This window comes from Catenulispora sp. GP43 (assembly GCF_041260665.1).
Lineage (GTDB): Bacteria > Actinomycetota > Actinomycetes > Streptomycetales > Catenulisporaceae > Catenulispora.
Map to the genome: position 1 here is coordinate 260,787 of NZ_JBGCCT010000003.1, position 25,270 is coordinate 286,056.

The 25,270-nt window shown below is 70.5% G+C and carries 23 protein-coding genes; 10 read left to right on the forward strand and 13 right to left on the reverse strand.

Annotation, left to right across the window (positions count from 1 at the left end; all coding sequences use genetic code 11):
• The first annotated feature begins 60 nt into the window (after positions 1-60).
• Entirely contained in the window at positions 61-876 is an 816-nt protein-coding gene (locus ABH926_RS08385; RefSeq protein ID WP_370364818.1) for a hypothetical protein, read from the forward strand.
• On the opposite strand, the gene pheA is transcribed toward ABH926_RS08385, so the two are convergent.
• Together pheA and ABH926_RS08395 are read right to left on the reverse strand one after the other, a co-directional pair.
• A complete protein-coding gene (gene pheA, locus ABH926_RS08390; protein ID WP_370364819.1) occupies positions 863-1,807 on the reverse strand; it encodes a prephenate dehydratase in 945 nt (314 codons plus the stop codon). The genes ABH926_RS08385 and pheA overlap by 14 nt on opposite strands.
• 16 nt (positions 1,808-1,823) lie before the next feature.
• Complete coding sequence (locus ABH926_RS08395; RefSeq protein WP_370364820.1) at positions 1,824-2,984, reverse strand: FAD-dependent monooxygenase; 1,161 nt, start codon at positions 2,982-2,984, stop codon at positions 1,824-1,826.
• 87 nt (positions 2,985-3,071) lie between these two features.
• On the opposite strand from ABH926_RS08395, the gene ABH926_RS08400 reads away from it, so the two are divergent.
• Entirely contained in the window at positions 3,072-3,668 is a 597-nt protein-coding gene (locus ABH926_RS08400; RefSeq protein WP_370364821.1) for a TetR/AcrR family transcriptional regulator, read from the forward strand.
• A gap of 26 nt (positions 3,669-3,694) precedes the next feature.
• On the opposite strand, the gene ABH926_RS08405 is transcribed toward ABH926_RS08400, so the two are convergent.
• The gene (locus ABH926_RS08405; RefSeq protein ID WP_370364822.1) at positions 3,695-4,369 is read right to left on the reverse strand and encodes a response regulator; all 675 of its coding nucleotides are present in this window, start codon (positions 4,367-4,369) and stop codon (positions 3,695-3,697) included.
• 234 nt (positions 4,370-4,603) lie between these two features.
• On the opposite strand from ABH926_RS08405, the gene pdhA reads away from it, so the two are divergent.
• From pdhA to ABH926_RS08435, 6 genes are all read left to right on the forward strand, one after another.
• Entirely contained in the window at positions 4,604-5,731 is a 1,128-nt protein-coding gene (pdhA, locus tag ABH926_RS08410; RefSeq protein WP_370364823.1) for a pyruvate dehydrogenase (acetyl-transferring) E1 component subunit alpha, read from the forward strand.
• Position 5,732: 1 nt separating this feature from the next.
• A complete protein-coding gene (locus ABH926_RS08415; RefSeq protein ID WP_370364824.1) occupies positions 5,733-6,728 on the forward strand; it encodes an alpha-ketoacid dehydrogenase subunit beta in 996 nt (331 codons plus the stop codon).
• Between the two features lie 17 nt (positions 6,729-6,745).
• Positions 6,746-8,242 (forward strand): dihydrolipoamide acetyltransferase family protein, encoded by a 1,497-nt coding sequence (locus ABH926_RS08420; RefSeq protein WP_370364825.1) that lies wholly within the window; start codon positions 6,746-6,748, stop codon positions 8,240-8,242.
• A 95-nt stretch (positions 8,243-8,337) separates the two neighbouring features.
• Positions 8,338-9,132, forward strand: a complete 795-nt coding sequence (locus ABH926_RS08425) for a carbon-nitrogen family hydrolase (RefSeq protein ID WP_370364826.1) — start codon at positions 8,338-8,340, stop codon at positions 9,130-9,132.
• A 75-nt stretch (positions 9,133-9,207) separates the two neighbouring features.
• Complete coding sequence (locus ABH926_RS08430; RefSeq protein WP_370364827.1) at positions 9,208-10,878, forward strand: serine/threonine protein kinase; 1,671 nt, start codon at positions 9,208-9,210, stop codon at positions 10,876-10,878.
• A gap of 52 nt (positions 10,879-10,930) precedes the next feature.
• Positions 10,931-11,863, forward strand: a complete 933-nt coding sequence (locus ABH926_RS08435) for an SDR family oxidoreductase (protein ID WP_370364828.1) — start codon at positions 10,931-10,933, stop codon at positions 11,861-11,863.
• Here the strand turns inward: ABH926_RS08435 and ABH926_RS08440 are convergent.
• The 7 genes from ABH926_RS08440 to dnaK all read right to left on the reverse strand — a co-directional run bounded on the left by ABH926_RS08440 (position 11,849) and on the right by dnaK (position 20,224).
• Positions 11,849-12,229, reverse strand: coding sequence for a DUF3037 domain-containing protein (locus tag ABH926_RS08440; protein ID WP_370364829.1), 381 nt, complete (start codon positions 12,227-12,229; stop codon positions 11,849-11,851). The two genes, ABH926_RS08435 and ABH926_RS08440, sit on opposite strands and share 15 nt — an antisense overlap.
• Positions 12,226-13,089, reverse strand: coding sequence for a HipA family kinase (locus ABH926_RS08445; protein WP_370364830.1), 864 nt, complete (start codon positions 13,087-13,089; stop codon positions 12,226-12,228). The genes ABH926_RS08440 and ABH926_RS08445 overlap by 4 nt, the downstream gene beginning before the upstream one ends.
• A gap of 42 nt (positions 13,090-13,131) precedes the next feature.
• Positions 13,132-15,747, reverse strand: a complete 2,616-nt coding sequence (gene clpB, locus ABH926_RS08450) for an ATP-dependent chaperone ClpB (RefSeq protein ID WP_370364831.1) — start codon at positions 15,745-15,747, stop codon at positions 13,132-13,134.
• Positions 15,748-15,820: 73 nt separating this feature from the next.
• Positions 15,821-16,291, reverse strand: coding sequence for a heat shock protein transcriptional repressor HspR (locus ABH926_RS08455; protein ID WP_370364832.1), 471 nt, complete (start codon positions 16,289-16,291; stop codon positions 15,821-15,823).
• A gap of 7 nt (positions 16,292-16,298) precedes the next feature.
• Entirely contained in the window at positions 16,299-17,429 is a 1,131-nt protein-coding gene (dnaJ, locus tag ABH926_RS08460; RefSeq protein WP_370364833.1) for a molecular chaperone DnaJ, read from the reverse strand.
• A gap of 72 nt (positions 17,430-17,501) precedes the next feature.
• On the reverse strand, positions 17,502-18,182 hold the full coding sequence (gene grpE, locus ABH926_RS08465) for a nucleotide exchange factor GrpE (protein WP_370364834.1): 681 nt from the start codon (positions 18,180-18,182) through the stop codon (positions 17,502-17,504).
• 167 nt (positions 18,183-18,349) lie between these two features.
• Positions 18,350-20,224: a molecular chaperone DnaK gene (gene dnaK, locus ABH926_RS08470; RefSeq protein WP_370364836.1), complete on the reverse strand. Its 1,875-nt coding sequence runs from the start codon at positions 20,222-20,224 to the stop codon at positions 18,350-18,352.
• A 305-nt stretch (positions 20,225-20,529) separates the two neighbouring features.
• Here dnaK and ABH926_RS08475 point away from each other — a divergent pair, with 305 nt between their 5' ends.
• Positions 20,530-21,255, forward strand: coding sequence for a hypothetical protein (locus ABH926_RS08475; protein WP_370364837.1), 726 nt, complete (start codon positions 20,530-20,532; stop codon positions 21,253-21,255).
• Positions 21,256-21,296: 41 nt separating this feature from the next.
• Here the strand turns inward: ABH926_RS08475 and ABH926_RS08480 are convergent, their stop codons facing one another.
• Complete coding sequence (locus tag ABH926_RS08480) at positions 21,297-22,322, reverse strand: alpha/beta hydrolase (protein ID WP_370364838.1); 1,026 nt, start codon at positions 22,320-22,322, stop codon at positions 21,297-21,299.
• A 207-nt stretch (positions 22,323-22,529) separates the two neighbouring features.
• Between ABH926_RS08480 and ABH926_RS08485 the strand changes: the two genes are divergently transcribed.
• Positions 22,530-23,630: a phosphotransferase enzyme family protein gene (locus ABH926_RS08485; protein ID WP_370364839.1), complete on the forward strand. Its 1,101-nt coding sequence runs from the start codon at positions 22,530-22,532 to the stop codon at positions 23,628-23,630.
• Here ABH926_RS08485 and ABH926_RS08490 read toward each other — a convergent pair.
• Together ABH926_RS08490 and ABH926_RS08495 are read right to left on the reverse strand one after the other, a co-directional pair.
• A complete protein-coding gene (locus ABH926_RS08490) occupies positions 23,605-24,126 on the reverse strand; it encodes a bacterial proteasome activator family protein (RefSeq protein ID WP_370365191.1) in 522 nt (173 codons plus the stop codon). The two genes, ABH926_RS08485 and ABH926_RS08490, sit on opposite strands and share 26 nt — an antisense overlap.
• Positions 24,127-24,216: 90 nt before the next feature.
• On the reverse strand, positions 24,217-25,215 hold the full coding sequence (locus ABH926_RS08495) for an NAD(P)H-quinone oxidoreductase (protein WP_370364840.1): 999 nt from the start codon (positions 25,213-25,215) through the stop codon (positions 24,217-24,219).
• Positions 25,216-25,270: the final 55 nt, after the last annotated feature.

Genomic DNA, 25,270 nt, shown 5'->3' on the forward strand with positions numbered 1-25,270 from the left:
CTCTCTGCCGCAGTGCCCTGAGTAAATCTGTGAGGACCAACCGTGGAGACTGCCCAGGCAATGAGTGAGCCGTTGTTCCAGAGTCTGGAAGACGCCGTCGTGGTGGCCGAGACGGCCCTGCTGGACACGCAGGTGGCCGTCGAGTCGCTGCGTGCCGAGTTGGACCAGTTCACCCGGCTGCACCAGATCCAACTGGGCCCGCTGTACGGCCGGCTCGACGAGCTGGACGCGCTCACCGCCGAGACCGAAGCCGCCATGACCGGCGACCCCGAGGCGATCCGCCGTGCGGTGGAGGCCCGGGCGCGGGTCGATGGCGAGGACCCCCTGCTGTTCGCCGCCGCCAACGCCGGGCTGCTCGAGGACGATGAGGAAGGTGGCACGGAGCAGGACCAGAAGCCCCCGCGGCCGCGCGCGGAGAGCGCGCCCCCGGCCGCCGACCCGGACGTGCCGGTGCGGCCCAGCAAGACCGCGCAACGGCTGTACCGCGAGCTCGCCCGCCGGTCGCACCCGGACCTCGTCCAGGACCCGACCGAGATCGCGCGCCGCTCGGCCTTCATCACCCGCGTCAACGCCGCCTACGAGAAGGACGACCTTCCCGCGCTGCAGAAGCTCAGCGAAGAGTGGTCGCTGACCTCCTCGGGCCCGGCGAAGGACCATCCGCAGCGCGAGCTGTGGCTGCGGGGCCGCCTGATCTGGCTGCGCGCCAAGCAGGCGGAGCTGGCCTTGGAGCGCCAGACGCTGATGGAGAACCCCATGGCGGACGTGCTCGCGGCCTACCAGTACGACTCGCTGACGGCGCTGCGCTCGATCTCCGAGCAGCTCTACACGGCGATCGCCGAGCGGGAGGCCCTGCTGAACGCGCTCATCGGCTCCTGAGGCCGGCCAGCCATTCGGCGGCCTCGCGGAAGTCCTCGTCGGAGGTCCCACTGCGGATCTCCGCGGCGCGTCCGTCGGCGCGCGGGTAGCTGCCGAGGTACCGGACCTCGGCGGCGACCCGCCGCAGGCCGGTCAGGACTTCGCCGACGCGCGCGTCGTCGAGGTGCCCCTCGCAGTCGATGGAGAACCAGTAGGTGCCCAGCTTCGAGCGCGTGGGCCGCGACTCGATGCGCATCAGGTCCACGCCCCGGACGGCGAACTCCTCAAGGATCTCAAGAAGCGCGCCCGGGTGGTTGTCCCGCAGCACCACGGCGAGGGACGTCTTGTCGGCGCCGGTGCGGGCCGGCGGCGGCCCGGGCGGCACGACCATCACGAACCGGGTGACCGCTCCGCTGACGTCGTGGATGTTCTCGGCGAGCAGGGTGAGCCGGTAGAACGGCGCCGCGAACGAACCCGCCAGGGCGGCGTCGTGCACGCCCTCGGACACCAGCCGCGCCGCGTCCGCATTGGACGACGCCGCCACCCACCGCGCGTCCGGCAGGTTCTCGGCCAGCCAGCGGCGGCACTGCGGATAGGCGTGCGGATGGCTGGACACCGTCTTGATGTCGGCGAGCGCCGTGTCGGGACGCCCCATGAGCGCGAACTCCACCGGCAACAGGATCTCCCGCACGATGCGCAGCGGGGGTTCTTCAGTGGACAGATCGTCGAGCGTGGCCGGGACCGCCCCCTCGACGGAGTTCTCGAACGCCACGACCGCGCCGGACACCTCACCGCGCCGCACCGCGTCCAGAGCCGCAGGCACCGACTCATACGGAACCCGCTCTGCTTCCCGCGCGCCGGGAACGCTAAGAAGCGCCGCCTCCGTAAACGTCCCCGCCGGGCCCAGGAAGCCGTAGCGAATGGGGACGGGAGGCGACGCAGTCTCGGTCATGCCGCCTAGCCTACGGTCACTGTGGCGGCTGCCACGCGACCACCGGATCCATCGCCCGCAACGCCAGGTCCGGCACGAGGCGTCCGGCGAGGCCCATCGCCAGGTTCCGCAACGCCGCCTTAGGACGTGAGGTGCTCTGCGTCAGGGCGCCCATCCGATGCGACCGGCGCACCATGTCCGCTCCCCGAGGGGCCCGCAGGGCGGTGTAGCGGGCGAGGGCGGTCACGACCTCCACAGAGCTCTTAGCCGGTCCCACAAGCGCCGCCAGGGTGACACCGTCCTCCATGGCCTGATTCGCACCCTGGCCGAGATGCGGGGTCATGGCGTGCGCGGCGTCGCCCAGGATCGCGACGACGCCTCGGTGGTACGCGGGCAACGGTTCGGCGATCTCGTAGATGTCGTTGTGCAGGACCGTCTCGGGATCCGCGGCGGCGATGAGCTGGGGCACCGGGAAGTGCCAGCCGCCGAAGCGCCGTAGCAGTTCGGCCTTCTCGTCCGGGTAGACCACGCCGGGCTCGGAGTGATCGGCGGCGTAGGCGTAGGTGCGGCCGTCGGCCAGCGGAGTGATCCCGAAGACCCGGCCGCCGTCCCAGACCTCGCCGGGCAGGAAGTCTCCCGCCGGTGTCGGGACAAGAAGCCGCCACGCGGTGATGCCGCTGTAGACAGGCCCCGGATGTTCCGGGAACAGGGTCTTGCGCAGTGCGGAGTTCACTCCGTCGGCGGCAACGATCAGGTCCGCTTCGAGGGGCCCGGAGTCCGTCAGCAGGCGGGGCCGCTGGGAGGCGCTGCCCGCCTCGACCCCCTGGGCCGCGACGCCCAGCATGAACACGTCCGCCGGCAGCAACGCGGTGAGCACGTCCATGACCGAGGACCGCGTCGCCGGGATCACCGCGTCCCCGAACCGGCGGATCATGGCCTTGCTCGCCGTGCGGGCGATCACCCGGCCGTCCGAACGGGTCACCGCCGCGTCCCCCTGGAACGCGGCCAGCTTCCGCACCGCGTCGCCGACGCCCAGGGTGTCCAGCGCCCGCAACCCGTTCGGCGCAACAGCCAGGCCGGACCCCACGGGCCGCAGCTCCGCGGCGCGCTCCACGACTGTGACGTCCCACCCCCGCTGGAACAGGCCCACTGCCGCAGTGAGCCCGCCGAATCCCGCCCCCACCACGATCGCCTTCATGATCGCTCCTCACTACATCCGTAGTTTCAACTACAAACGTAGTTCTACGCCACTACATCCGTAGTCGTCAACTGCTAGGGTCTGTCCATGACCTCCCGTCCGGACCTCATCGGAGACACCGCGATCGCCCTGCTCGCCGAACGGGGAATGCGCGGCCTCACCCATCGCGCGGTCGACGAGGCCGCCGGTCTGCCCGCCGGGTCCACCTCCAACCACGCCCGGACCCGCAGCGCCCTGCTGGAGACGACGTTCGCCCGGCTGTGCCGCCTGGAGGCCGAGGTCTTCGAGGACGCCGCGAACCCCGGCGGCCTGCTGGCCCTGGACACGCTCACCCCGGAGACGGCCGCCGACCTGGTGGCCGCCCAGCTGCACGACACGCTCACGCTCCGCCGGGACCAGGCGCTGGCCCGCTTCGAACTCGCCCTGGAGGCGACGAGGCGGCCGGAACTGCGCGCCATCTACGACGACGCGGGCGTCACCTTCCGCGAGCCCGCACGCGGCCTCATGGCGGCCCTCGGCGCCGCCGACCCCGACCGCGCCGGCCGCACGTTCATCGCCTTCAGCGAAGGGATCCTGTTCGACTCGGTCGCCGGCGCCGGCAGCCGCGCCGTCCCGACCCGCGAGGAGATCCGCGAAGGTCTCCTCGAGCTCTTCCGGGGAATGCTCATGAAGCCCGCGCTATAGAGAACCCGCAGTAGAACGAACCGCTACTAATGCGAACGCCCAGGAAGATGTCGCACGGCGAACGCCGCAGCCTGCGTACGCCGCTGCATGGCCAGCTTCGCCAGGATCCCGGTGATGTAGTTCTTCACCGTCTTCTCGGCCAGGTTCAGCCGCTCGCCGATCTGCCGGTTGGTCAGCCCCTCGGCGATCAGCTCCAGGATCCGCTTCTCGGAGGTCGTGAGCGAGGCCAGCTTGGAGGCCGCCGCCTCGCGGTCGGCCTCCCCTGGCACGATGCCCACGCGCAGCCTGCTCAGCAACCGCCCGGTGGCGGTCGGGTCGAGCAACGAGCCCCCGCGCGCCACCGTCCGGACCGCGTCGACGAGCGCGGAGCCCCTGATGTCCTTCAGCACGTAGCCGGCCGCCCCGGCCATGATCGCGCCGAACAACGCCTCGTCGTCCGAGAACGAGGTCAGCATCAGACAGCCCAGGTGGGGCATCCGCGACTTGAGCTCGCGGCAGACCTCGATCCCCGAGCCGTCGGGAAGCCGCACGTCCAGCAGGGCGACGTCCGGCCGGGCGGCCTCGGCCGCGGCCAGGGCCTGCGCGACGGAACCGGCCTGACCGGCCACGTCGATGTCGGGTTCGGCGCTGAGCAGTTCGGCGACGCCGCGCCGCACCAGTTCGTGGTCGTCCAGGAGGAAGACGCGGATCGAGTCCGCCATGTCCGACTTCCCCGCATCAGCGTGCACATCTACAACATAGCCACGCTCACATGCTTTCGCGTGTTTGGCGTGGGGCATCGCCCATGCATTCGGCACTGTAACGTGGCCTCTGCACGGCCGAGGGGGATCCACGTCACACCCCGACCCGAACTCCACGGCCGCCGCAGCACCTCACCGACCGCGGCGGCGATCCCGCCGTACGTCCGTCTGAGTTACGTGTAGAGGAGACATGTAGTGGTGACCTCACGCAAGGGCGCGGGTGGAAAGACCGCTGCTAAGAAGAAGGCCGGGGCCGCGGGCCCGGACCTCGTGCAGCTGCTGACCCCCGAAGGGGATCTGGTCGAGCACCCCGATTACTCGATCGACCTGACGCCCGAGGAGTACCGCGGCCTGTACCGGGACATGGTCCTGGTCCGCCGCATCGACGCCGAAGGCACGGCGCTTCAGCGCCAGGGCCAGCTGGGCCTGTGGGCCCCGCTGCTGGGCCAGGAGGCCGCGCAGGTCGGCTCCGGCCGCGCGCAGACCGCCGAGGACTTCGCCTTCCCCACCTACCGCGAGCACGGCGTGGCCTGGTGCCGCGACGTGGACCCGGTGAACCTGCTCGGGATGTTCCGCGGCGTGAACAACGGCGGCTGGGACCCGAACGAGAAGAACTTCGCCCTCTACACGATCGTGATCGGCTCCCAGACACTGCACGCCACCGGCTACGCCATGGGCATGCAGCGCGACGGCCGCGAGGCCGCCGTGATCGCGTACTTCGGCGACGGCGCGTCCTCGCAGGGCGACGTCAACGAGGCGTTCGTCTTCGCCAGCGTGAACAACGCCCCGGTGGTGTTCTTCTGCCAGAACAACCAGTGGGCCATCTCCGAGCCCAACGAGCGGCAGTTCCGCGTCCCGCTGTACCAGCGGGCCGCCGGCTTCGGCTTCCCGGGCGTGCGCGTGGACGGCAACGACGTCCTGGCATGCCTGGCGGTCACCAAGGCCGCCCTGGAGCGCGCCCGCACCGGCAACGGCCCGATGCTGGTCGAGGCCTTCACCTACCGCATGGGCGCGCACACCACCTCCGACGACCCGACCCGCTACCGCGACTCCGACGAGTTGGAGGAGTGGAAGGCCAAGGACCCGATCCTGCGCATGCGGGCGTTCCTGGAGAAGAACAAGTACGCCGACGAGGCGTTCTTCAAGGACGTCGACACCGAGGCGGACACCGTCGCGGCCGACATCCGCGAGCGCTGCGTGTCCATGCCGGACCCGAAGCCGATCTCGATCTTCGACCACGTCTACGCCGAGCCGCACCCCCTGATGGACGAGGAACGCGCAGAGTACGGGGCTTACTGGGAATCTTTCGAGGGTGCTCACTGACATGTCTGACTCGACTTCCAAGACACAGCAGATCAGCCTCGGCAAGGGCTTGAACCTGGGCCTGCGCCGGGCCCTGGAGGACGACCCGAAGGTCCTGCTCATGGGCGAGGACATCGGCAAGCTCGGCGGCGTCTTCCGCGTCACCGACGGCCTGCAGAAGGACTTCGGCGACTCGCGGGTCATCGACACCCCGCTGGCCGAGTCCGGCATCGTGGGCACCGCAGTGGGCCTGGCGCTGTCCGGCTACCGGCCGGTGGTGGAGATCCAGTTCGACGGGTTCGTCTACCCGGCCTTCGACCAGATCGTCACCCAGGTCGCCAAGATGCGCGCCCGGGCCCTGGGCAAGGTCAGCATGCCCATCGTGATCCGCATCCCGTTCGGCGGCGGCATCGGCGCGGTCGAGCACCACTCGGAGTCCCCCGAGGCGTACTTCGCCATGACGGCCGGCCTGCGCGTAGTGGCCGCGTCCAACCCGGTGGACGCCTACTGGATGATCCAGCAGGCCATCGCCTCCGACGACCCGGTCGTGTTCTTCGAGCCCAAGCGCCGCTACTGGGACAAGGCCGAGCTGGACCCGACCGCGACGCCGTACCCGCTGTACGCCTCCCGCGTCGTGCGCGAGGGGACGGACGCGACGCTGGTCGCCTACGGCCCGATGGTGAAGACCTGCCTGGAGGCCGCCGCGGCGGCCGCGGAGGAGGGCCGCTCGCTGGAGGTCATCGACCTGCGGACGCTGTCCCCGCTGGACCTGGAGCCGGTGTACGCCTCGGTGCGCAAGACCGGCCGCCTGATCACCGTGCACGAGGCCTCGGTCTTCATGGGCATGGGCGCGGAGGTCGCCGCGAAGGTCACCGAGAAGTGCTTCTACTCCCTGGAGGCACCGGTCCTGCGCGTCGGCGCCCCGCACACCCCGTACCCGCCGTCGCGGGTCGAGGAGGAGTTCCTGCCGGACCTGGACCGAGTGCTGGACGCCGTCGACCGCGCGTTCGCGTACTGAGGGATCGGGAGCACACCATGGGTGAGATCAAGAGATTCAACCTCCCGGACGTCGGCGAGGGCCTGACCGAGGCCGAGATCCTGGCCTGGTCGGTGAAGGTCGGCGACCTGGTCACGGTCAACCAGATCCTGGTCGAGATCGAGACCGCCAAGGCCGCCGTCGAGCTGCCCTCGCCGTGGGCCGGCAAGATCGTCGAACTGCTGGTGGAGGAGGGCGCGACGGTCGACGTCGGCACCCCGATCATCGGGATCGACATCGACCCGAGCACGCCGGGCACCGGCGGCGCCGCGGGCGGCGACGACATGACCGCCGGCGTCGCGGCCACCGCCGAGGCGAAGGCCGCGCCGGCGGCCGACAAGACCGAGAAGCGCGAGCCGGTCCTGGTCGGCTACGGCGTGAAGCAGGGCGCCTCCACCCGCCGTCCGCGCAAGACCGCGGCGACGCCGTCGGCGGCCGACGTCATGGGCGCCTCGGTCCGCGAGGAGCCGGTCGCCGACGACCTGCCGGCCCCGGCGTACTACGGCCAGTCCGCGGCGCTCGAGACGGCCGCTCCGGCGGTCCCGACCGCCGCGTCGGCAGCCCCGGCGGCACCCTCCGCCCCGGCCCCGCCGATCGGCGCGAAGCCGCTGGCCAAGCCGCCGGTCCGCAAGCTCGCCAAGGACCTGGGCGTGGACCTGGCGCTGGTGATCGCGACCGGCGCCAACGGCACGGTGACCCGGGAGGACGTCCACGCGGCGGCTTCCGGAACGCCGGCACAGACGCAGACCGCGCCGGCCGCGAACGGCACCGCTCCGGCCGCCGCCCCCTTCGTCAACGGCGAGCGCCGCGTCCCGATCAAGGGCGTGCGCAAGGCGACCGCCGCGGCGATGGTGCAGTCGGCGTTCACCGCGCCGCACGTCACCGAGTTCCTGACGGTCGACGTCACCCCGACCATGAAGTTCGTGCAGCGCCTCAAGGAGATGCCGGACTTCAAGGGCGTGCGGGTGTCGCCGCTGCTGCTGGTCGCCAAGGCGTTCCTGGTGGCGATGGCGCGGAACCCGGAGATCAACGCGCGCTGGGACGAGGCGAACGGCGAGATCGTCTACTTCGACCACGTCACCCTGGGCATCGCGGCGGCCACGCCGCGCGGGCTGATCGTGCCGAACATCAAGGGCGCGGACCTGCTGCCGCTGGTGGAGTTGGGCCGTGCGCTCAACAACCTCACCGACGTGGCGCGCGAGGGCAAGACCTCGCTGGCGGACATGAGCGGCAGCACGGCGACCATCACCAACGTCGGCGTGTTCGGCGTGGACACCGGCACCCCGATCCTGAATCCCGGCGAGGCGTCCATCCTGGCGTTCGGCGCGGTGCGGGAGCAGCCGTGGATGCACAAGGGCAAGGTGAAGCCGCGCCTGGTGACCACGCTCGCGCTGTCCTTCGACCACCGCCTGGTCGACGGCGAGCTGGGGTCGAAGGTGCTGCGGGACATCGGCGCGGTTCTCGCCGACCCGCTGAAGGCGCTGGCCTGGAGCTGATTTCGTTAGAGGACCCCCGCGGGGATCCCTATAGCGAACCAATACAGAGGCGCACCGGTTCTCAGAACCGGTGCGCCTCTGGCACGATCGACAGTATGCGCGTATCGCTCATGCAGCTCGCGGTCGACGACGCGGAAGCGCCGGAGGACCGCTGGACCCGTGTGGTGAAGCTGGTCGAGGCCGAACGGGAGACCGGCGCGGAGCTGGTCGTCCTGCCCGAACTCTGGGTGGCGGGCGGCTTCGACTACAAGAGCTGGAGCAGTCACGCGGACCCGCTTGCCGACAGCAAGCCGATCGCCGCTTTGGAGAAGGTGCGGACGCACGAGGGCTCGGGCCCTGAGATGTGGCTGCACTTCGGTTCCTACGTGGAGCGCACCCCTGAGGGGATTCTCTATAACACCTCGGTTCTCCGTGGACCCGACGGCAAGCAGGCGCAGTACCGGAAGATCCACCGGTTCGGCTTCAGCGAGGGCGAGGCGACCCTGATGGGGCCCGGGAAGGACATCGTCACCGTCTCCTCCCCATGGGGAACGCTGGGACTGGCCACGTGCTACGACCTCCGCTTCCCGGAGCTGTTCCGCCGCCTCCTGAATCAGGGCATGGAGCACATGGTGATGTGCTCCGCCTGGCCCGCCAAGCGGATCGAGCACTGGCGCGTGCTCCTCAAGGCCCGCGCGATCGAGAACCAGGTGTTCGTCTTCGCCACCAACTGCGTGGGGACGAACGGGGGCGTGGCCCTCGGCGGACGTTCGGCGGTCATCGACCCCTGGGGGAACGTCGTCGCCGAGGCGGGTACCGGTGAAGAGGTCCTGCGGGTGGACGTCGATCCGGCACTGGTCGCCCAGACGCGTAGCGCGTTGCCAGTCCTCAACGATCGCCGCCTGCGCTGAGGCCCGGGGCGCTCCGGGTCGACCTGCTGCCCCATAATGGCCGGGACGCCGTACAGGGGAGGCTTGACGTTGAATATGAACGGCAACGTACACAGAGGGGAGCCCGCAGCCACCGACCACGTCGGCCCGTACCTGCTCATCACCCAGCTCGGCTCCGGTGCAATGGGCCAGGTGTTCCTCGGAACGGACGCGGCCGGACGACAGGCCGCGGTCAAGGTGGTCCGCTCCGACCTGGCCGACATCCCGGCCTTCCGTAAGCGCTTCTCGCGGGAGTTGCAGGTAGCAGAGCGCATACACAGTCCCCGTATAGCGGAGATCTACGACGCGCAGACGGAGAGCGGGCGTCCGTGGCTCGCGACGGAGTACGTGCCCGGCCCGACACTGCAGGAAACGGTGGACCAAGGCGGCTGCTTCGACAACCAGCGTCTTCGGGCCCTGGCCGTGGCGATCGCCGAGGCCCTCCTCGCCATCCATGCCGCGGAGGTCGTCCACCGCGACCTCAAGCCCGCGAACGTCCTTCTCGGCCCGGACGGCCCCAAGGTCATCGACTTCGGCGTGGCCCGGGCCTTGGACGCCTCGCTCCTGACCAACACGGGCCAGACGCTCGGCACGCCGGCGTACATGTCCCCTGAGCAAGCCGACGGACGCTCTGTGGAGAGCCCTTCCGACGTCTTCGCACTGGGCTCGCTCCTGGTCTTCGCCGCGACCGGACGCCTGGCCTTCGGCGACGGGGCACCGCTGGCGATCCTGCACCGCGTCGTCAACAACGAGCCGGACCTCACCGGCGTCGCCGAAGGCGACGCGGAACTGCGCCGGGTCATCGAGGGCTGTCTCGCCAAGGAACCCACGGACCGGCCTTCGCCACAGCAGATCAAGGACGCGCTCGGCGCCGTCGCATGGCAGCCGCTCACCGGAGTCGCCTGGCAGCAACCGCCGCTTGGCGTGGGATTACCGCTCACCGCGAGCGAAGCAGCCGACCTGCAGACGGTCGCCCTCACGCCGAAGCGGACGAACAAGCGGGCCGTCGTGATCTCCGCGGCCACAGTCGGCGCGCTCATCCTGGCTGCCGTCGCCGTCGTGGAGAGCACCGGCGGCGGCGGTGGAAAAGGAGACACGGCGGCGGAGCGCGCACGCACCGGCAGCACGATGTCCAGCAGCCAGAACGGCGGCGGCGCCTTCCCGCCCACCGCCGGCTCTTCCAGCGCCAGCGGGCAACCGGCCTCCAGCAGTACGCCGTCTCCGACATCGAGCGCCCCTGTCGCCCCGGTGAAGCCGGGCAGCGGCGCCACGACTCCGGCTCAGGGCAACTCCGTGCCGGTCACGATCACCGTTCCGGGCACCACCGCGAACGGCGGCCAGAACAAACCGCCGGCCTCGTCGACGTCACACCCGGCGACCCACCCCTCGACCACGCACACGACGGCGGCCCCGCCCCCGCAGCCGGTCAACAACGCGCCCGGCTCCGTCACCGGCGTCGGCGCCAAGATCCCGGCCTGGTTCGGCGAGGCCACCGTCAACGCGTACTGGAACGCGGACGCCGGGGCGACCAGCTACGTCCTGCACTACACCATCGACGGCGGCGGCGATCAGTACGTCCCGGTCAACGGGACGTCGTCCTCCTACATGCTTCCGGCGGGGAGCACCTCCTGCATCCAGGTCCAGGCGATCAACCAGTACGGCAAATCCGCCTATGCGCCGTCGCCGCCGCTGTGCTTCAACTCCGCCGGCCAGCAGGTCGGCAGCTGAACTGCCGCTCCACCCCTACCGATCAGTAAGTTACCGGCGGTAGGGTTTGCTCATGGGAACCTGGGGACCGCAAGGCGTCAGCGGAAAAGTCGTGGTCATCACCGGTGCGGCGCGCGGGATCGGCGCGGACGCGGCCCGCCGCCTGGCCCGCGGCGGGGCGAAGGTCGCGCTGGTCGGCCTGGAGCCCGAGGAACTGCGCAAGACCGCGGAGTCCTGCGGCCCCGACGCGACCGCGTGGGACGCGGACGTGACGAGCTGGGAGCAGCTCGGCGCGGCGATCGACGGCATCGTCGACCACTACGGCGGCATCGACGTCGTCGTGGCCAACGCCGGTGTCGCGCCGACCGGCTTCATCCGCTCGATCGACCCGGCGGCGTTCGAGCGCACCGTCGAGATCAACCTGCTCGGTGTCTGGCGGACGGTCCGCACCGCGCTCCCGCACGTCATCAAGAACAAGGGCTACGTCCTCGTGGTCTCCTCCGCGGCGGCGCTCATCCATCCCCCTGCGCTCGCCGCCTATACGGCGTCCAAGGCCGGCGCTGAAGCGTTCGGCGACAGCCTGCGCGCCGAAGTGAAGCACCTCGGCGTGGATGTGGGCGTCGCCTACTTCTCCTGGATCAAGACGGATCTGGTGACAAGTGCGGACGCGCATCCAGTCTTGGGCAAGTTCCGTAAGAGCGCGCCCGGGCCGGCGTCCCGCGTGTATCCGTTGGAGAAGGTCGGCCAAGCGGTCGCGGATGGAATCGCTAAGCGCAGCCGCGTTATCTGCGTTCCCTCCTGGGTCAACCACCTGCGCCGCATCCACGGGATGCTGCCGGCGATCGTGGAGAAGGCCAACGCCCGCGCCACGATCCGAGCGGACCGCGAGATGCTCGCGGACATCGAGAAGCGCGGCGTCGAGGCTTCCTCCCGGCTGACCGGCCCGGGCGGCGCGGCCGCACAGGCGGCGACACCGCCGGCGGCCAAGGTGTTAGCCGAGGACTGATCCGGCCAGTCGGTCCAGGGCCGCCGCGGGATCGGCGGTGAGCCCGGTGTGCACCGGTCCCGGCTGCACCACGGTCGACCGCGGCGCGATCAGCCACCGGAACCGCCGGCCCAGCGCGTCCTGGCCGGCGGGGCCGGATTCCGGGCCGCCGCAGCAGACCTTCGAGACGGCGCTGAGCAGAGCCTCGATCCCCTCGACGTCCGCAGTGGGATCCAGTGCGCGCACCCGCACGGAGTCCAGCTGCGTCGCGCATCCGAGGAAGTCGAGCTGCTGGCAGTAGAGCACCACGCCGATGTTCACGTACTCCCCGCGCTCCACACGGGGAACGGCGCGCAGTACCGAGTACTCGTAAGGCTGAACGCTCATTTCACCCGTCCCTGCATCCAGTTCGGGTGCTTCGCCTTGAGGCGCGCCTTGAGATCGGAGCTCTGCTGGGCCCGCGCGGCCTCCTGCGCGGAGCTGTCCACAACCTGTGGAAACCACTCGCGCGGCCCGACGACGCGCGTCAACAGATAGCTGACGTACGCCTCGCGCACCGCATCCGGGGACTCGAATCCGGGCTCGTCCGCCAGCCACTCGTCCGGCACGACCGCCACCACGGACCGCAGCAGTTCCTCGGTGACGAGCGGAGCCAGCGCGGCGTCCGCGCCGGGCATGTCCTTCGCATAGGAGGCGAGCACGTGGTCACCCGCGTCGAAAGGAGCCAGGGCACCCTTCTGTGCTCCCGGCCAGTTGTGGTGGAAGATCAGCGAGGCGCCGTGGTCGATCAGATAGAGCTGGCGATGCCACAGCAACAGATTCGGGTTCCGCCACGAACGGTCCACGTTCCGCACCAAAGCGTCGAACCACACGATGCGACTGGCCAGTTCGGACTCCACGGGAAACGCTAAGGGGTCATATCCCAGTGAACCCGGCAGATAGTCCATACCGAGGTTCAGTCCCTTGCTCCCCTTAAGGAGTTCCTGGATCTCCTGGTCCGGCTCGGCGGCTCCGATCACCGGGTCCAGCTCGATCCCGGCCAACGCCGGCACCGGCAGGCCCAGAGCCCTGGCCAGTTCCCCGGCGATCACCTCGGCGACCAGAGCCTTGCGGCCCTGGCCGGCCGAGCGGAACTTCACCACGTACGTCCCGAGGTCCGAGGCCTCGACCAGACCGGGCAGCGAACCGCCCTCACGGAGCGGGGTCACGTACCGGGTCGCGGTGACGGTCGGCAGAGCGGCAGGCATGGACACCACGCTAGACGCCCCACCGACGATCGATCATCCCCATTACGCCTGCGAGCTGATGACCAGCGCGTCGTTCTCGACGTCCACGTCCACCCGCACCGTGTCGCCGTCCCGGATCTCGCCGCCCAGCAGCTTGCGGGCCAGCGGGTCGCCGATCGAGGACTGCACCAGGCGGCGCAGCGGACGGGCTCCGAAGGCCGGCTCGTAGCCGGCGATCGCCAGCCAGTCGCGGGCGCCGGGCGTGACCTCCAGAGCCAGCCGCCGGTCGGCCAGGCGCGCGGCCAGCTTGGCCACCTGGATGCCGACGATCCGGCCGAGCTCGGTGGTGCCGAGCGGGTCGAAGATCACCTGGGCGTCGAGCCGGTTCAGGAACTCCGGCTTGAAGGCCGCCCGCACCGCGGTCTCCACCCGCTGGCGCCGGTCCAGCCGGGCCTGCGCCGGGTCCAGCGCCTCGTCGATCGTGAGGTCGAAGCTGGCGGTCCCCAGGTTCGAGGTGAGGATCAGGATCGTGTTGCGGAAGTCCACCGTGCGGCCCTGGCCGTCGGTGAGCCGGCCGTCGTCCAGGACCTGCAGCAGCACGTCGAAGATCTCCGGGTGCGCCTTCTCGACCTCGTCGAGCAGCACCACCGAGTAGGGCCGGCGGCGGACGGCCTCGGTCAGCTGGCCGCCCTCCTCGTACCCGACGTAGCCGGGAGGGGCGCCGACCAGCCGGGCCACCGCGTGCTTCTCGGAGTACTCCGACATGTCGATGCGCACCATGGCGTGCTCGTCGTCGAACAGGAAGTCCGCCAGCGCCTTGGCCAGCTCGGTCTTGCCGACGCCGGTCGGGCCCAGGAACAGGAACGAGCCGGTCGGTCGGTCCGGGTCGGAGATACCGGCCCGCGCGCGGCGCACCGCGTCGGAGACCACGGCCACCGCCTCGGCCTGGCCGATCAGCCGCTCCCCGATCCGCTCCTCCATGTGCAGCAGCTTCTCGGTCTCGCCCTCGAGCAGCCGGCCGGCCGGGATGCCGGTCCAGGCGCCGACCACCTCGGCGATGTCGTCCGGGCCGACCTCCTCCTTCACCATCGGGGCCACGGCCTCGGCCTCATCCACCGTGGTGGACGCGGTCTCCAACTCGGCCTCGACCGCCGGGATCTCGGCGTACAGCAGGCGGGAGGCGGTCTCGAAGTCGCCGGACCGCTGCGCCAGCTCGACCTGCGACTTCATCGCGTCCAGCCGCTGCTTCAGCTCGCCGACCCGGTTCAGGCCGCCCTTCTCCTGCTCCCAGCGCGCGTTCAGGGCGTTGAGCTGCTCCTGGCGGTCGGCCAGGTCCAGCCGCAGCCGGGCCAGCCGGTCGCGCGAGGCCGGGTCGTGCTCCTTGGCCAGCGCCAGCTCCTCCATCTTCATCCGGTCCACGGTGCGCTGGAGCTCGTCGATCTCCACCGGGCGGGAGTCGATCTCCATGCGCAGCCGGGAGGCGGCCTCGTCGATCAGGTCGATGGCCTTGTCCGGCAGGAAGCGGGAGGTGATGTAGCGGTGCGAGAGCGTGGCGGCGGCGACCAGCGCGGTGTCGGAGATGGCCACCTTGTGGTGCGCCTCGTAGCGGCCCTTGAGGCCGCGCAGGATCGCGATGGTGTCCTCGACCGTCGGCTCGTCGACCAGCACCTGCTGGAAGCGGCGCTCCAGCGCCGGGTCCTTCTCGATGCGCTCGCGGTACTCGTCCAGCGTGGTCGCGCCGACCATCCGCAGCTCGCCGCGGGCCAGCATCGGCTTGAGCATGTTGCCGGCATCCATCGAGGAGTCGCCCGTGGCGCCCGCGCCGACCACCGTGTGCAGCTCGTCGATGAAGGTGATGACCTGGCCCTCGGAGTCCTTGATGTCGGCCAGGACGGCCTTGAGGCGCTCCTCGAACTCGCCGCGGTACTTCGCGCCGGCCACCATCGCGCCCAGGTCCAGGGACACCAGGCGCTTGTCGCGCAGGCTCTCCGGCACGTCGCCGGCGATGATGCGCTGGGCCAGGCCCTCCACCACGGCGGTCTTGCCGACGCCGGGCTCGCCGATCAGCACCGGGTTGTTCTTGGTGCGGCGCGAGAGCACCTGCACCACCCGGCGGATCTCGGCGTCGCGGCCGATCACCGGGTCCAGCTTGCCGTCCCGCGCCGAGGCGGTCAGGTCCACGCCGTACTTCTCCAGGGCCTGATACGTGGCCTCCGGGTCCTGCGACGTCACCCGCGCCGAGCCGCGCACCTTGCCGAAGGCCTCGCGCAGCGCCCGCGGTGTGGCCCCGGCCTTCTTGAGCAGATCGGCGGTGGCGTCGTCGCCCAGCGCCAGGCCGAGGAGCAGGTGCTCGGTCGAGACGTACTCGTCGTCGAGCTTGCGGGCCTCGTCGCCGGCGGCATTGAGGGCGTTCAGGGTGTTGCGGGCCAGGGTGGGCGCCGAGACCGTCGAGCCGCTGGCCGACGGCAGGCGCTCGGCGGCGGCCGCGACCGCCTGCGTGAGCGCGGCCCGGTCCACGCCGACCGCCTCCAGCAGCGGCCGGGTGGTGCCCTCGACCTGGCCGAGCAGGGCCAGCAGGACCTGGACCGTCTCGACCTGGGGGTTGCCGGCGCGGGTGGCCTCGCGGATCGCGACGCTCAGGGCCTCCTGGCTCTTGGTCGTCAGCTTCTGCGAATCCACAGTGAATCCTCCAAGAGATCAGCCCCCCGACATTCAGTTGTCCGGCGCCCGGTCCCCACCGGGGCTCAGAAGTTCACCTGGCCTGCGGCTTCCAGACCGCCAGCGCCGTGGTGAACGTCGCCGGCAGGGCCGGCAGCAGGTCGCCGCGGTAGCCCGGCGGGGCCGGCGGCAGCGGCGAGGCCGGCGGCGTCACCGGCGAGGCGACCGGGACCGCGCTCTTGGCGGTCGGGTACAGGGTCACGGCCTCGAGTTCGGCGACCCGCCGGGACAGCGCCGCGACCTGCTCCTCGAGCTCGCGGATCCGCTTGATCCCGGCCAGGTTCACGCCCTCGTCCTGGGACAGCCGCTGCACCTCGCGCAGCGTGTCGATGTCACGCGCGGAGTACCGGCGGCCACCGCCGCCGGTGCGCTCCGGGCACACGATGCCGAGCCGGTCGTACTGCCGCAGGGTCTGCGGGTGCATGCCGGCCAGCTGCGCGGCGACGGAGATGACGTAGACAGGAGTTTCGTCGGTCAGCGGCAGGAACGGATTCTTGGAAGCCACGGTGCCGTCACTCTCCCTTCGCGGCGTCCAGCAACTCCGCCCTGGGGTGGTGGTTGCCGGTCGCCTCCTGGAACTTCTGCAACGCCGCGCGCGCGTCGTCGCCGATCTCGGCCGGGACCGCGATCTCGAAGCGCACCAGCAGGTCGCCCTTGGTCCCGTCCTTGCGCCCCACGCCGCGGCCGCGCACGCGCAGCACCCGGCCGTTCTGCGAGTTGGCCGGCAGCTTCACCGTCACCGGCATGCCGCCCAGCGTCGGGACCTGGATCTCCGCGCCGAGCACCGCCTCCGGGAAGGTGACGGGCACGGTCACGGTCAGGTTGTCGTCCTCGCGTCCGAAAACGGCGTGCGGGCTCACATGGACCACCACATACAGGTCGCCGGCCGGGCCGCCGCGCTCACCGGAGGCGCCCTTGCCCTTGAGCCGGATGCGCTGGCCGTCGCGGACGCCCGCCGGGATGCGGGCCTGGATCGTGCGGGAGCTGGCGGCCCGGCCGGAGCCGTGGCACACCGGACAGGGGTCGTCGACCAGCAGGCCGCGGCCCTTGCAGTCCCGGCAGGGTTCGGAGAAGGCGAAGCCGCCCTGGTTCCGGCTCACCTGGCCGGTGCCCGCACAGGTCGGGCACACCCGCGGGGTGGTGCCGGCCTTGGCCCCGGTGCCCGAACACGCCGAGCACGGGGTGTCCGAGGTCAGCCGCAGCGAGACGGTGGCGCCGTCGATGGAGTCGCTGAACTTCAGCGTCACCTCCGACTCCACGTCCGCGCCGCGCCGGGCCTGGCTGGTCCGGCCGGCCGTGCCGGTACCGGTGCCGGTGGTCGGGCCGCCGGTCCGGTTGAACAGACCGCCGAGCAGGTCGCCGAGGTCGAAGTTGAACCCGCCGGGGGCGCCGCCGCCGGGGGGCCGGAAGCCGCCGTTGCCGAAGACCGAGCGCGAGTCGTCGTACTCCTTGCGCCGCTTGTCGTCCGACAGGACGTCGTAGGCCTCGGAGATCTCCTTGAACTTCTCCTCGGACGCCGCGTCGCCCTTGTTGGCGTCGGGGTGGTACTGGCGCGCCAGCTTCCGGTAGGCCTTCTTGATGTCGGCAGCCGGCGCGTCCTTGGGGACTCCGAGGATCTTGTAGTAGTCCTTGTTGACGGCCACCTAAACCCACGCCTCCCGTCCGGGTTGTGCCATGTCGTTCACGCGTCGCCTACTGTGCCGGGCCCGGGGCTCTCACAGCCCCGAATCGTCGTCGTCGTCGACGTCCACCGGCGTGTCCGCCGGCTTGTCCTCGGTCGCCGCTGCGGCCGTGCCCTTGGCGGCCCGGGCCGCCGGGGCGGCGGGCTTGGGCTTGGCCGCGGGCTCGGGGGCCGGCTCGGCCTCCGGAGCCGGTCCGGGCTCGGCGACCTGCACCTGCGCCGCGCGGACCACGCGCTCGCCGATCCGGTAGCCGGGGCGGAACAGCACCGCCACGGTCACCTCGTCCACGTCCGGGGACGTGGTGCTCATCAGGGCCTCGTGCAGGTTCGGGTCGAAGATCTCGCCGGCCGCGCCGAACCGGGCCAGGCCCAGCTTAGCCACCACGGCTTCGAACGCCTCGCCGACCTGGCGGAAGCCGCCTTCCAGTTCGCCGTGCTCGCGCGCCCGGCCGATGTCGTCCAGCACCGGGAGCAGTTCGGACAGCGCCCCGGCCACGGCGGTCTCCTTGACCACCTGGCGGTCCCGCTCGACCCGCTTCTTGTAGTTGCTGAACTCGGCCTGCAGCCGCTGCAGGTCGTTGGTGCGCTCGGCCAACTCCGCCTGCACGCCCTGCAGCTCGTTGGTCCGCTCGGCGAGTTTGGCCAGCAGCTCGGTCACCGCGAGGTTGGCGCGCTCGCCCTCGCCTTCCCGCTCGGCCGCGTACTCGTCGCTCACGAAAGGTCCTCCTGAACCCGCCGCTTCCCCACCATCGGGAAGACTTCAGTCTCGCTGGGGTCGGCGCCGCGCAGAGCCGTGACCATCATCGATGATCAGCGTCCCGCGCGGCGCCGTCTAGCCGTCATGCTTCATCGCTCGTCAGGGGGAACCCGCGACGGCAGGCCTCAGGCCTGGCCGCCCTTGCCCTCGTCGACGATCTCGGCGTCCACCACGTCGTCCTCGGCACCGCCGCCGGGGGCGCCGGCGGACTCGCCGCCGGGCGCGCCCGCCGCCTCACCGGAGGCCTGGGCCTGCTGGTACAGCGCGGCGCCGAGCTTCTGGCTGGTGGTCGCGAGCTTCTCCGACGCGGAGCGGATGGCCGTGGAGTCCTCGCTCTTGAGGGCCTCCTTGGTCTCGCCGATCGCGGCCTCGACCTCGGACTTCACGTCGCCGGGGACCTTGTCCTCGTTGTCCTTGAGGAACTTCTCGGTCGAGTAGACCAGGGACTCGGCCTGGTTGCGGACCTCGGCGGCCTCGCGGCGGCTGTGGTCCTCGTCGGCGTACTGCTCGGCCTCGCGCATCATGCGGTCGATCTCGTCCTTCGGCAGCGCCGAGCCGCCGGTGATGACCATCGACTGCACCTTGCCGGTGCCCAGGTCCTTGGCCGAGACGTTGACGATGCCGTTGGCGTCGATGTCGAAGGTGACCTCGATCTGCGGCAGGCCGCGCGGCGCCGGCGGCAGGCCGGTCAGCTCGAACATGCCCAGCCGCTTGTTGTACGCCGCGATCTCGCGCTCGCCCTGGTAGACCTGGATCTGCACCGACGGCTGGTTGTCCTCGGCCGTGGTGAAGGTCTCCGAGCGCTTGGTCGGGATCGTGGTGTTCTTCTCGATCAGCTTGGTCATGATGCCGCCCTTGGTCTCGATGCCCAGGGACAGCGGGGTGACGTCGAGCAGCAGGACGTCCTTGACCTCGCCCTTCAGCACACCGGCCTGCAGCGCGGCGCCGACGGCCACGACCTCGTCCGGGTTGACGCCCTTGTTCGGCTCCTTGCCGCCGGTCAGCTCGCGGACCAGGTCGGCCACGGCCGGCATGCGGGTGGAACCGCCGACCAGCACCACGTGCTCGATCGCGCTCAGCGAGACGCCGGCGTCCTTGATCACCTGGTGGAACGGCGTCTTGCAGCGGTCCAGCAGGTCCGCGGTCAGCTGCTGGAACTGCGAGCGGGTGAGCTTCTCGTCCAGGTGCAGCGGGCCCTCGGCGGAGGCGGTGATGTAGGGCAGGTTGATCGAGGTCTCGGTCGAGCTGGACAGCTCGATCTTCGCCTTCTCACCGGCCTCGCGCAGCCGCTGCATGGCCATCTTGTCCTTGGACAGGTCCACGCCGTGCGCGTTCTTGAACTGGGTGACCAGCCACTCCACGACCGCGTTGTCCCAGTCGTCGCCGCCCAGGTGGTTGTCGCCGTTGGTGGCCTTCACCTCGATGGTGGAGAAGCCGTCGTCGTCCTTGCCGACTTCCAGCAGCGAGACGTCGAAGGTGCCGCCGCCGAGGTCGAAGACCAGGATGGTCTGGTCGCCCTCGCCCTTGTCCAGGCCGTAGGCCAGGGCCGCGGCGGTGGGCTCGTTGACGATGCGCAGGACGTTCAGGCCCGCGATCTCGCCGGCCTCCTTGGTGGCCTGGCGCTCGGAGTCGGAGAAGTAGGCCGGGACGGTGATGACCGCGTCGGTGACCTTCTCGGACAGGTAGGACTCGGCGTCGCGCTTGAGCTTCTGCAGGATGAACGCGGAGATCTGCTGCGGCGTGAACGCCTTGTCGTCGACGTTGATCTTCCAGTCGGTGCCCATGTGGCGCTTGACCGACCGGATGGTGCGCTCCACGTTCGTGACGGCCTGGCGCTTGGCGACCTCGCCGACCAGCACCTCGCCGTTCTTGGCGAAGGCCACCACGGACGGCGTCGTCCGGGAGCCCTCGGCGTTGGTGATGACGGTGGGCTCGCCACCTTCCAGGACGCAGACGACGGAGTTCGTCGTCCCGAGGTCGATGCCGACCGGACGTGCCATGGGGATTCCTCCGCGAAGACGTTTCGTTGTCGCTGCCACGTGTCTGCTGGGTGTTGCGGTGGGGAGGCCCGCGGCAGGTTGAGTCGAGTTCGCTCAATGATGCATGGTGAGGGTGCTCGAAGTCAAAAGGTTGCGCGGACCGCACTCAACTTTGATGCGTAGGTGCGGTCTGACCTGGCGGGATGCCGCACAAAATGGCCGACGACCGCTGCGCCCGGACGGCCGTGCGAACCGGCTGTCAAGGTGCACGGTACCGGTGTCCGTCCTACCGTCGGCCATAGGGGGCGGCGGAAGGAGCCTGCACCATGAGGAACGTCCTTGGGAGCCTGATCGCCCTGATCGGCGCGGCGGCCACGCTCGTCAGTCCCTGGAAGCCCTGGTACAACAACCGGCACGGCAGCGACTACAAGTTCTACGAGGTCTTCGGTTCCGGGATCACCGTCTCAAGGTCCGGAGTCATGGACTCGGTGTTCCTGGTCTTCCTGGTCACGGCCATCGTGGCCGTCGTCGGCGTGGTCCTGCGCTCGCGCGCGCTGGTGCTCGGCGCCGGCGTGGTCGCGTTCGGCTTCGCCATCCTGTGGATGATCCGCCAGGGACAGGCCGCCGGCGAGCTGACCATCACCGGCGCGAACAACCGCGGGCTCGGCACCGGCCTGGCCTACGCGTTCGGCGGCGGGCTTCTGATGATCATCGGCGCCCTGATAATGACCGGCCGGCCGAGGCAGACCGTGGTGGCCGAGCGGTCCGGCACCGCGAGGACCGCGGATCAGACCGCCTACGGCGCCGCCGCGACCACGACCGCGGCCCCGGCGGCCCCGGCGACCACGTCAGCACCGCCGGCGATCACGACGACGGCGCCGGCGAACAAGAACCGTGCGGCTCAGCCCTCAGCCCCCATCCAGCAAGAGCAGACTCCGGCCGAGACGACGCCGGCCTCCCAACGCACCGGCACCGAGCGGCTCAGCAAGGAGGAGCGCCAGATGCTGGGGCTGGACGAGGAAGCGTCGGCCGAGCAGAAGAAGCAGGACTGAGGACGCTCCGGCGTTGTTTCACGTGAAACAACGCCGGAGCATCACCCGGCCGGAGCAGGGGTCGGCGTCGCACCGGGCGCCGCGGTGAAGCCCTGGTCCAGAAAGCTGATCACCTTCGGGAAGACCGCGGTGACGAAGTCGTAGGTGTGCCCGCCCGGTTCCAGATGCCAGGACAGGTCCACACCGCAGTTGCAGTCGTGCAGCCGCTGCGCGAACTCCGATGCCTCACCCTGGATCAGCGGGTCGGTCTCGTCCTGGTCCTCCAACAGCAGCACCCGCTTGCCGGCCGCCTTCTTGACCATGTCGTCCGGGGTGTTGGCGGCCTCCACGGTGCTGTCCGAGCCGAACATCCCGTCCGGGTCGTCGACGTGGAAGTACCCGGCCAGCGAGGCGAACTGGCTGAACAGGTCCGGGTGCCGCAGGGTGAGGTTGGCCGCGCCGTAGCCGCCCATGGAGAACCCCACGATGGCGCGCATGCTCGCCGGGCGCGGCGTCTTGCCCTCGACCGCCGGGATCACGTTCCTGACCAGGTAGGTCTCGACCATGTCCTTGCCGTCCTGGGCGTCGGCCCACTCGGTGTCGTTGTGCGCGGTGCCCTCCCCGGTCGGCGCGGCCACGATGAACGGCGCCTCGCCGCCGGTGGTGAACGCCTGGTCCAGCACGTCCTTGACGGACCTCATGATGCGGTCCGGCTCGCCGGGCACCCCGTGCAGCAGGTAGACCACCGGCAGCACGACGTTCGCCGGCACGTCGGGCCGGTAGACGAAGACCGGCCGCGACTTCCAGTCGCTGTCCGCCGACGGCACGTTCAGCTCGGTGACCGTGCCCGGCCCGCCGGCCTTGACCACCGGGTGCGAGCTCACCGGGGCGGAATCAGTGCCGCCTGAGCTGTCCGTGGTCGCTGTGGAGTCGGAACTGGCCTCGGACAGCGGCCCGGTCGGGGGAGCGACCACGCCGGCCTCGTCGGCGCTCTGATGCTTGCCGAAGTGGTGGGTGGCGTAGCCGAACGCCACACCGGAGCCCACGACCAGCGCGGCGCTTATGACGAACAGGGCGGCAGCCCGCAAGGGGGAGCGGCTGCTGCGTTTGGGCGCGCGACGATTGCCTCTCGCGCTCGCCGCCATAGCCCGTCCGCCTCCCCGCGCTCCGCGCTGTAGCGCCGTCGCGTCTTGTCGCCCTGACGGACGACACACCGGATGTCCACTGGTTCATTCGAGGCTAGTCAGCGCACATAAAGCGCAGGTTAAGGATGATCCGCAATGTAGAGTGCGCGCATGCCCGGGACATCAGGGCCACTTCAGGCACTGTTTCTGCGGTTCGGGCTGCCTGCGCCGACCGCTTTCCGCCCTGTGGACTGCGGACTTCTCAACCGGTCCTATCAGATTACGTCCACAGACCGGCTCTACTTCCTAAAGCACTATCTGCCCTGGCGAGGAATCGGTTCCGGACTCCCGGACGCCTACGGCCGACGGCGCTCAGCAGCCCAAACACTGCGCTGGCAGCACGAAACCGTGATCCGATTACAGGCGGCGGGTCTCCCCGCAGTCGCCCCGTTAAGGGATCCCCATGGCCGTACGGTCGCATATGTAAGGGGACGCCCCTTTGCGGTGTTCCCCTGGAACGACGGCGTGCACCGCCACGGCAGACATATGCAGGAAATCGATGCGCACCGTTTGGGCGCCCTGCTCGCCGATATCCACACGGGCCTGGCGCGGGTCCTTCCCCGGGTGCCCCAGCCGCTGTACGTCCCGACCGCCTCCGAGCGCCGTGCCGTCGCCGAGGCCGAACAGCTCCTCGCGGTGGTCGAGACCGGTCCTGGCCGGGACGAGATGGACTCGCTGTCCGCGCACCGATTACGGGAGCGCTTAGCGCTCATTCCCGAGGTCGCACACCTCCGGCCCGCACCGGACGCCGTGGGGACCGTCGGCTACATCCACGGAGACTTCCACGCCGGGAACGTCATGTGGTCGGCCCTGGAGCCCGGAAGCCGGGTGACAGCGGTCGTGGACTGGGAGAAGACGGCCGTCGCGCCGTGTGGGGACGAGGTGGTGAGCACCGCTTTGGTGTTCTTCACCGGGGAGTACTCAGGTCAGCTCGACCTGGATCTGGTGCGTGCGTTCATCGGGGGCTACGCCGCGGCGCGCCCCGAGTTCTCCGAGCGGGAGCTCTCCGACTCCGTACGTCGGGTCTGGTGGGAGCGCCTCACCGACTTCTGGATCCTGACATGGCACTACCACCAGGCCGACCACCGGGCGGACTCGCTGTTCCCCGCCACCGCGGCACTGGTGCCGTGGTGGACGGAGAACTACGCGAAGGTCCTGGACGCCTTCCTGGAAGGCGCCGCGTCGGCTACAGGTACGGTCCCGCGCCGCTGATCCGCCCCGGCTGCTCACCGTCGGCCGCCATGTTGGGCGGCACGGATCCTGGCGGCAGCGCGCGCCGGATCTGCTCCAGCTGCGCCCGCGCGGCCATCTGCTGCGCGAACAGGGCGGTCTGGATGCCGTGGAACAGCCCCTCCAGCCAGCCGACCAGCTGGGCCTGGGCGATCCGGAGCTCGGACTCGCTGGGGACCTCGTCCTCGGCGAAGGGCAGCGACAGCCGCTCCAGCTCGGCCACGAGCTCGGGGGCCAGGCCCTTCTCCAGCTCCGCGATCGAGGAGCGGTGGATCTCGCGCAGGCGGGCCCGGGAAGCCTCGTCCAAAGGCGCGGCCCGCACTTCCTCCAGCAGCTGCTTGATCATCGAGCCGATCCGCATCACCTTGGCGGGCTGCTCGACCATCTCGGCGACGTTCATCGGGTTCTCGCCGGACTCGTCGTCGCCGCGCGCGCCGCCGGCGACCTCCGCGGGCACCACGATGACCCGGCCGGCCATGTCGTCGTCGTGGTCGGGGTCGTTGTTCAGGCTCATGTTCATGGCTCCGAAGATGTCGCCGTTCAATCCCGTCATGTATCCGTCCCTCGATTAGCTGCTGCTGCGTCCGGCCGCCACGTCCAGCACGACCTTGCCGACGTGTCCGCTCTCCTCGACCACCCGGTGCGCCTGGTCTGCCTGCTCAACCGGCAGCACCCGGTCGACGACGACCCGGAAGCGGCCCTGCTCGATCAGCGGCCACACCGCCTCCCGCGCCGCCGCGACGATCTGCGCTTTCTCTTCAGACGGCCGGGCGCGCAGTGTGGTTGCACTGATACTCGCCCGCTTGCGCAGCAGGGTGTTCAGGTTCACCTCGCCCTTGACACCGCCCTGCAGGCCGATGATCACCAGCCTGCCACCCACCGCCAGCGCCTGGACGTTGCGGTCCAGGTAGGCGGCGCCCATGTTGTCCAGGATCACGTCCACGCCGCGGCCGTCGGTGACCTCGGCCACCGTCTCCACGAAATCCTCGTCCCGGTAGTTCACCGCGACGTCGGCGCCGAGCTCGCGGCAGGCCTTCAGCTTCGCGGCGCTGCCGGCCGTCACGATCACCCGTGCGCCGAGCTCGTGCGCGAGCTGGATCGCGGTGGTCCCGATGCCGCTGGAGCCGCCGTGGACCAGCAGCGTCTGGCCGGCCTCGAGCCCGGCGAGCATGAAGACGTTCGACCAGACGGTGCACACCGTCTCCATCAGCCCGCCGGCATCCAGCGCGCTCATGCCCGTCGGCAACGGCGCGACCTGCCCCGCGGGCACCGCGACGAGCTCGGCGTACCCGCCGCCGGCCAGCAGCGCCACGACCTCGTCCCCGGGCACGAACCCGCCGACCCCGGCACCGACCTCGACGACCCGCCCGGAGCACTCCAGCCCCGGATAGGGCGAGGCACCCGGCGGCGGCGTGTAGAAGCCCATGCGCTGCAGGATGTCGGCCCGGTTCACCGCGGTCGCGGTGACCTGGATCAGCACCTCGCCGGCCGCCACGACCGGATCGGGCACCTCCGCCCACACCAACTGCTCCGGTCCGCCCGGCTCTGCGATCGTGATGGCGCGCATGACTTCACCCTAGCGAGACCCGTGCACAAGGGCCGGATCCGGGCGGGAGGACGGC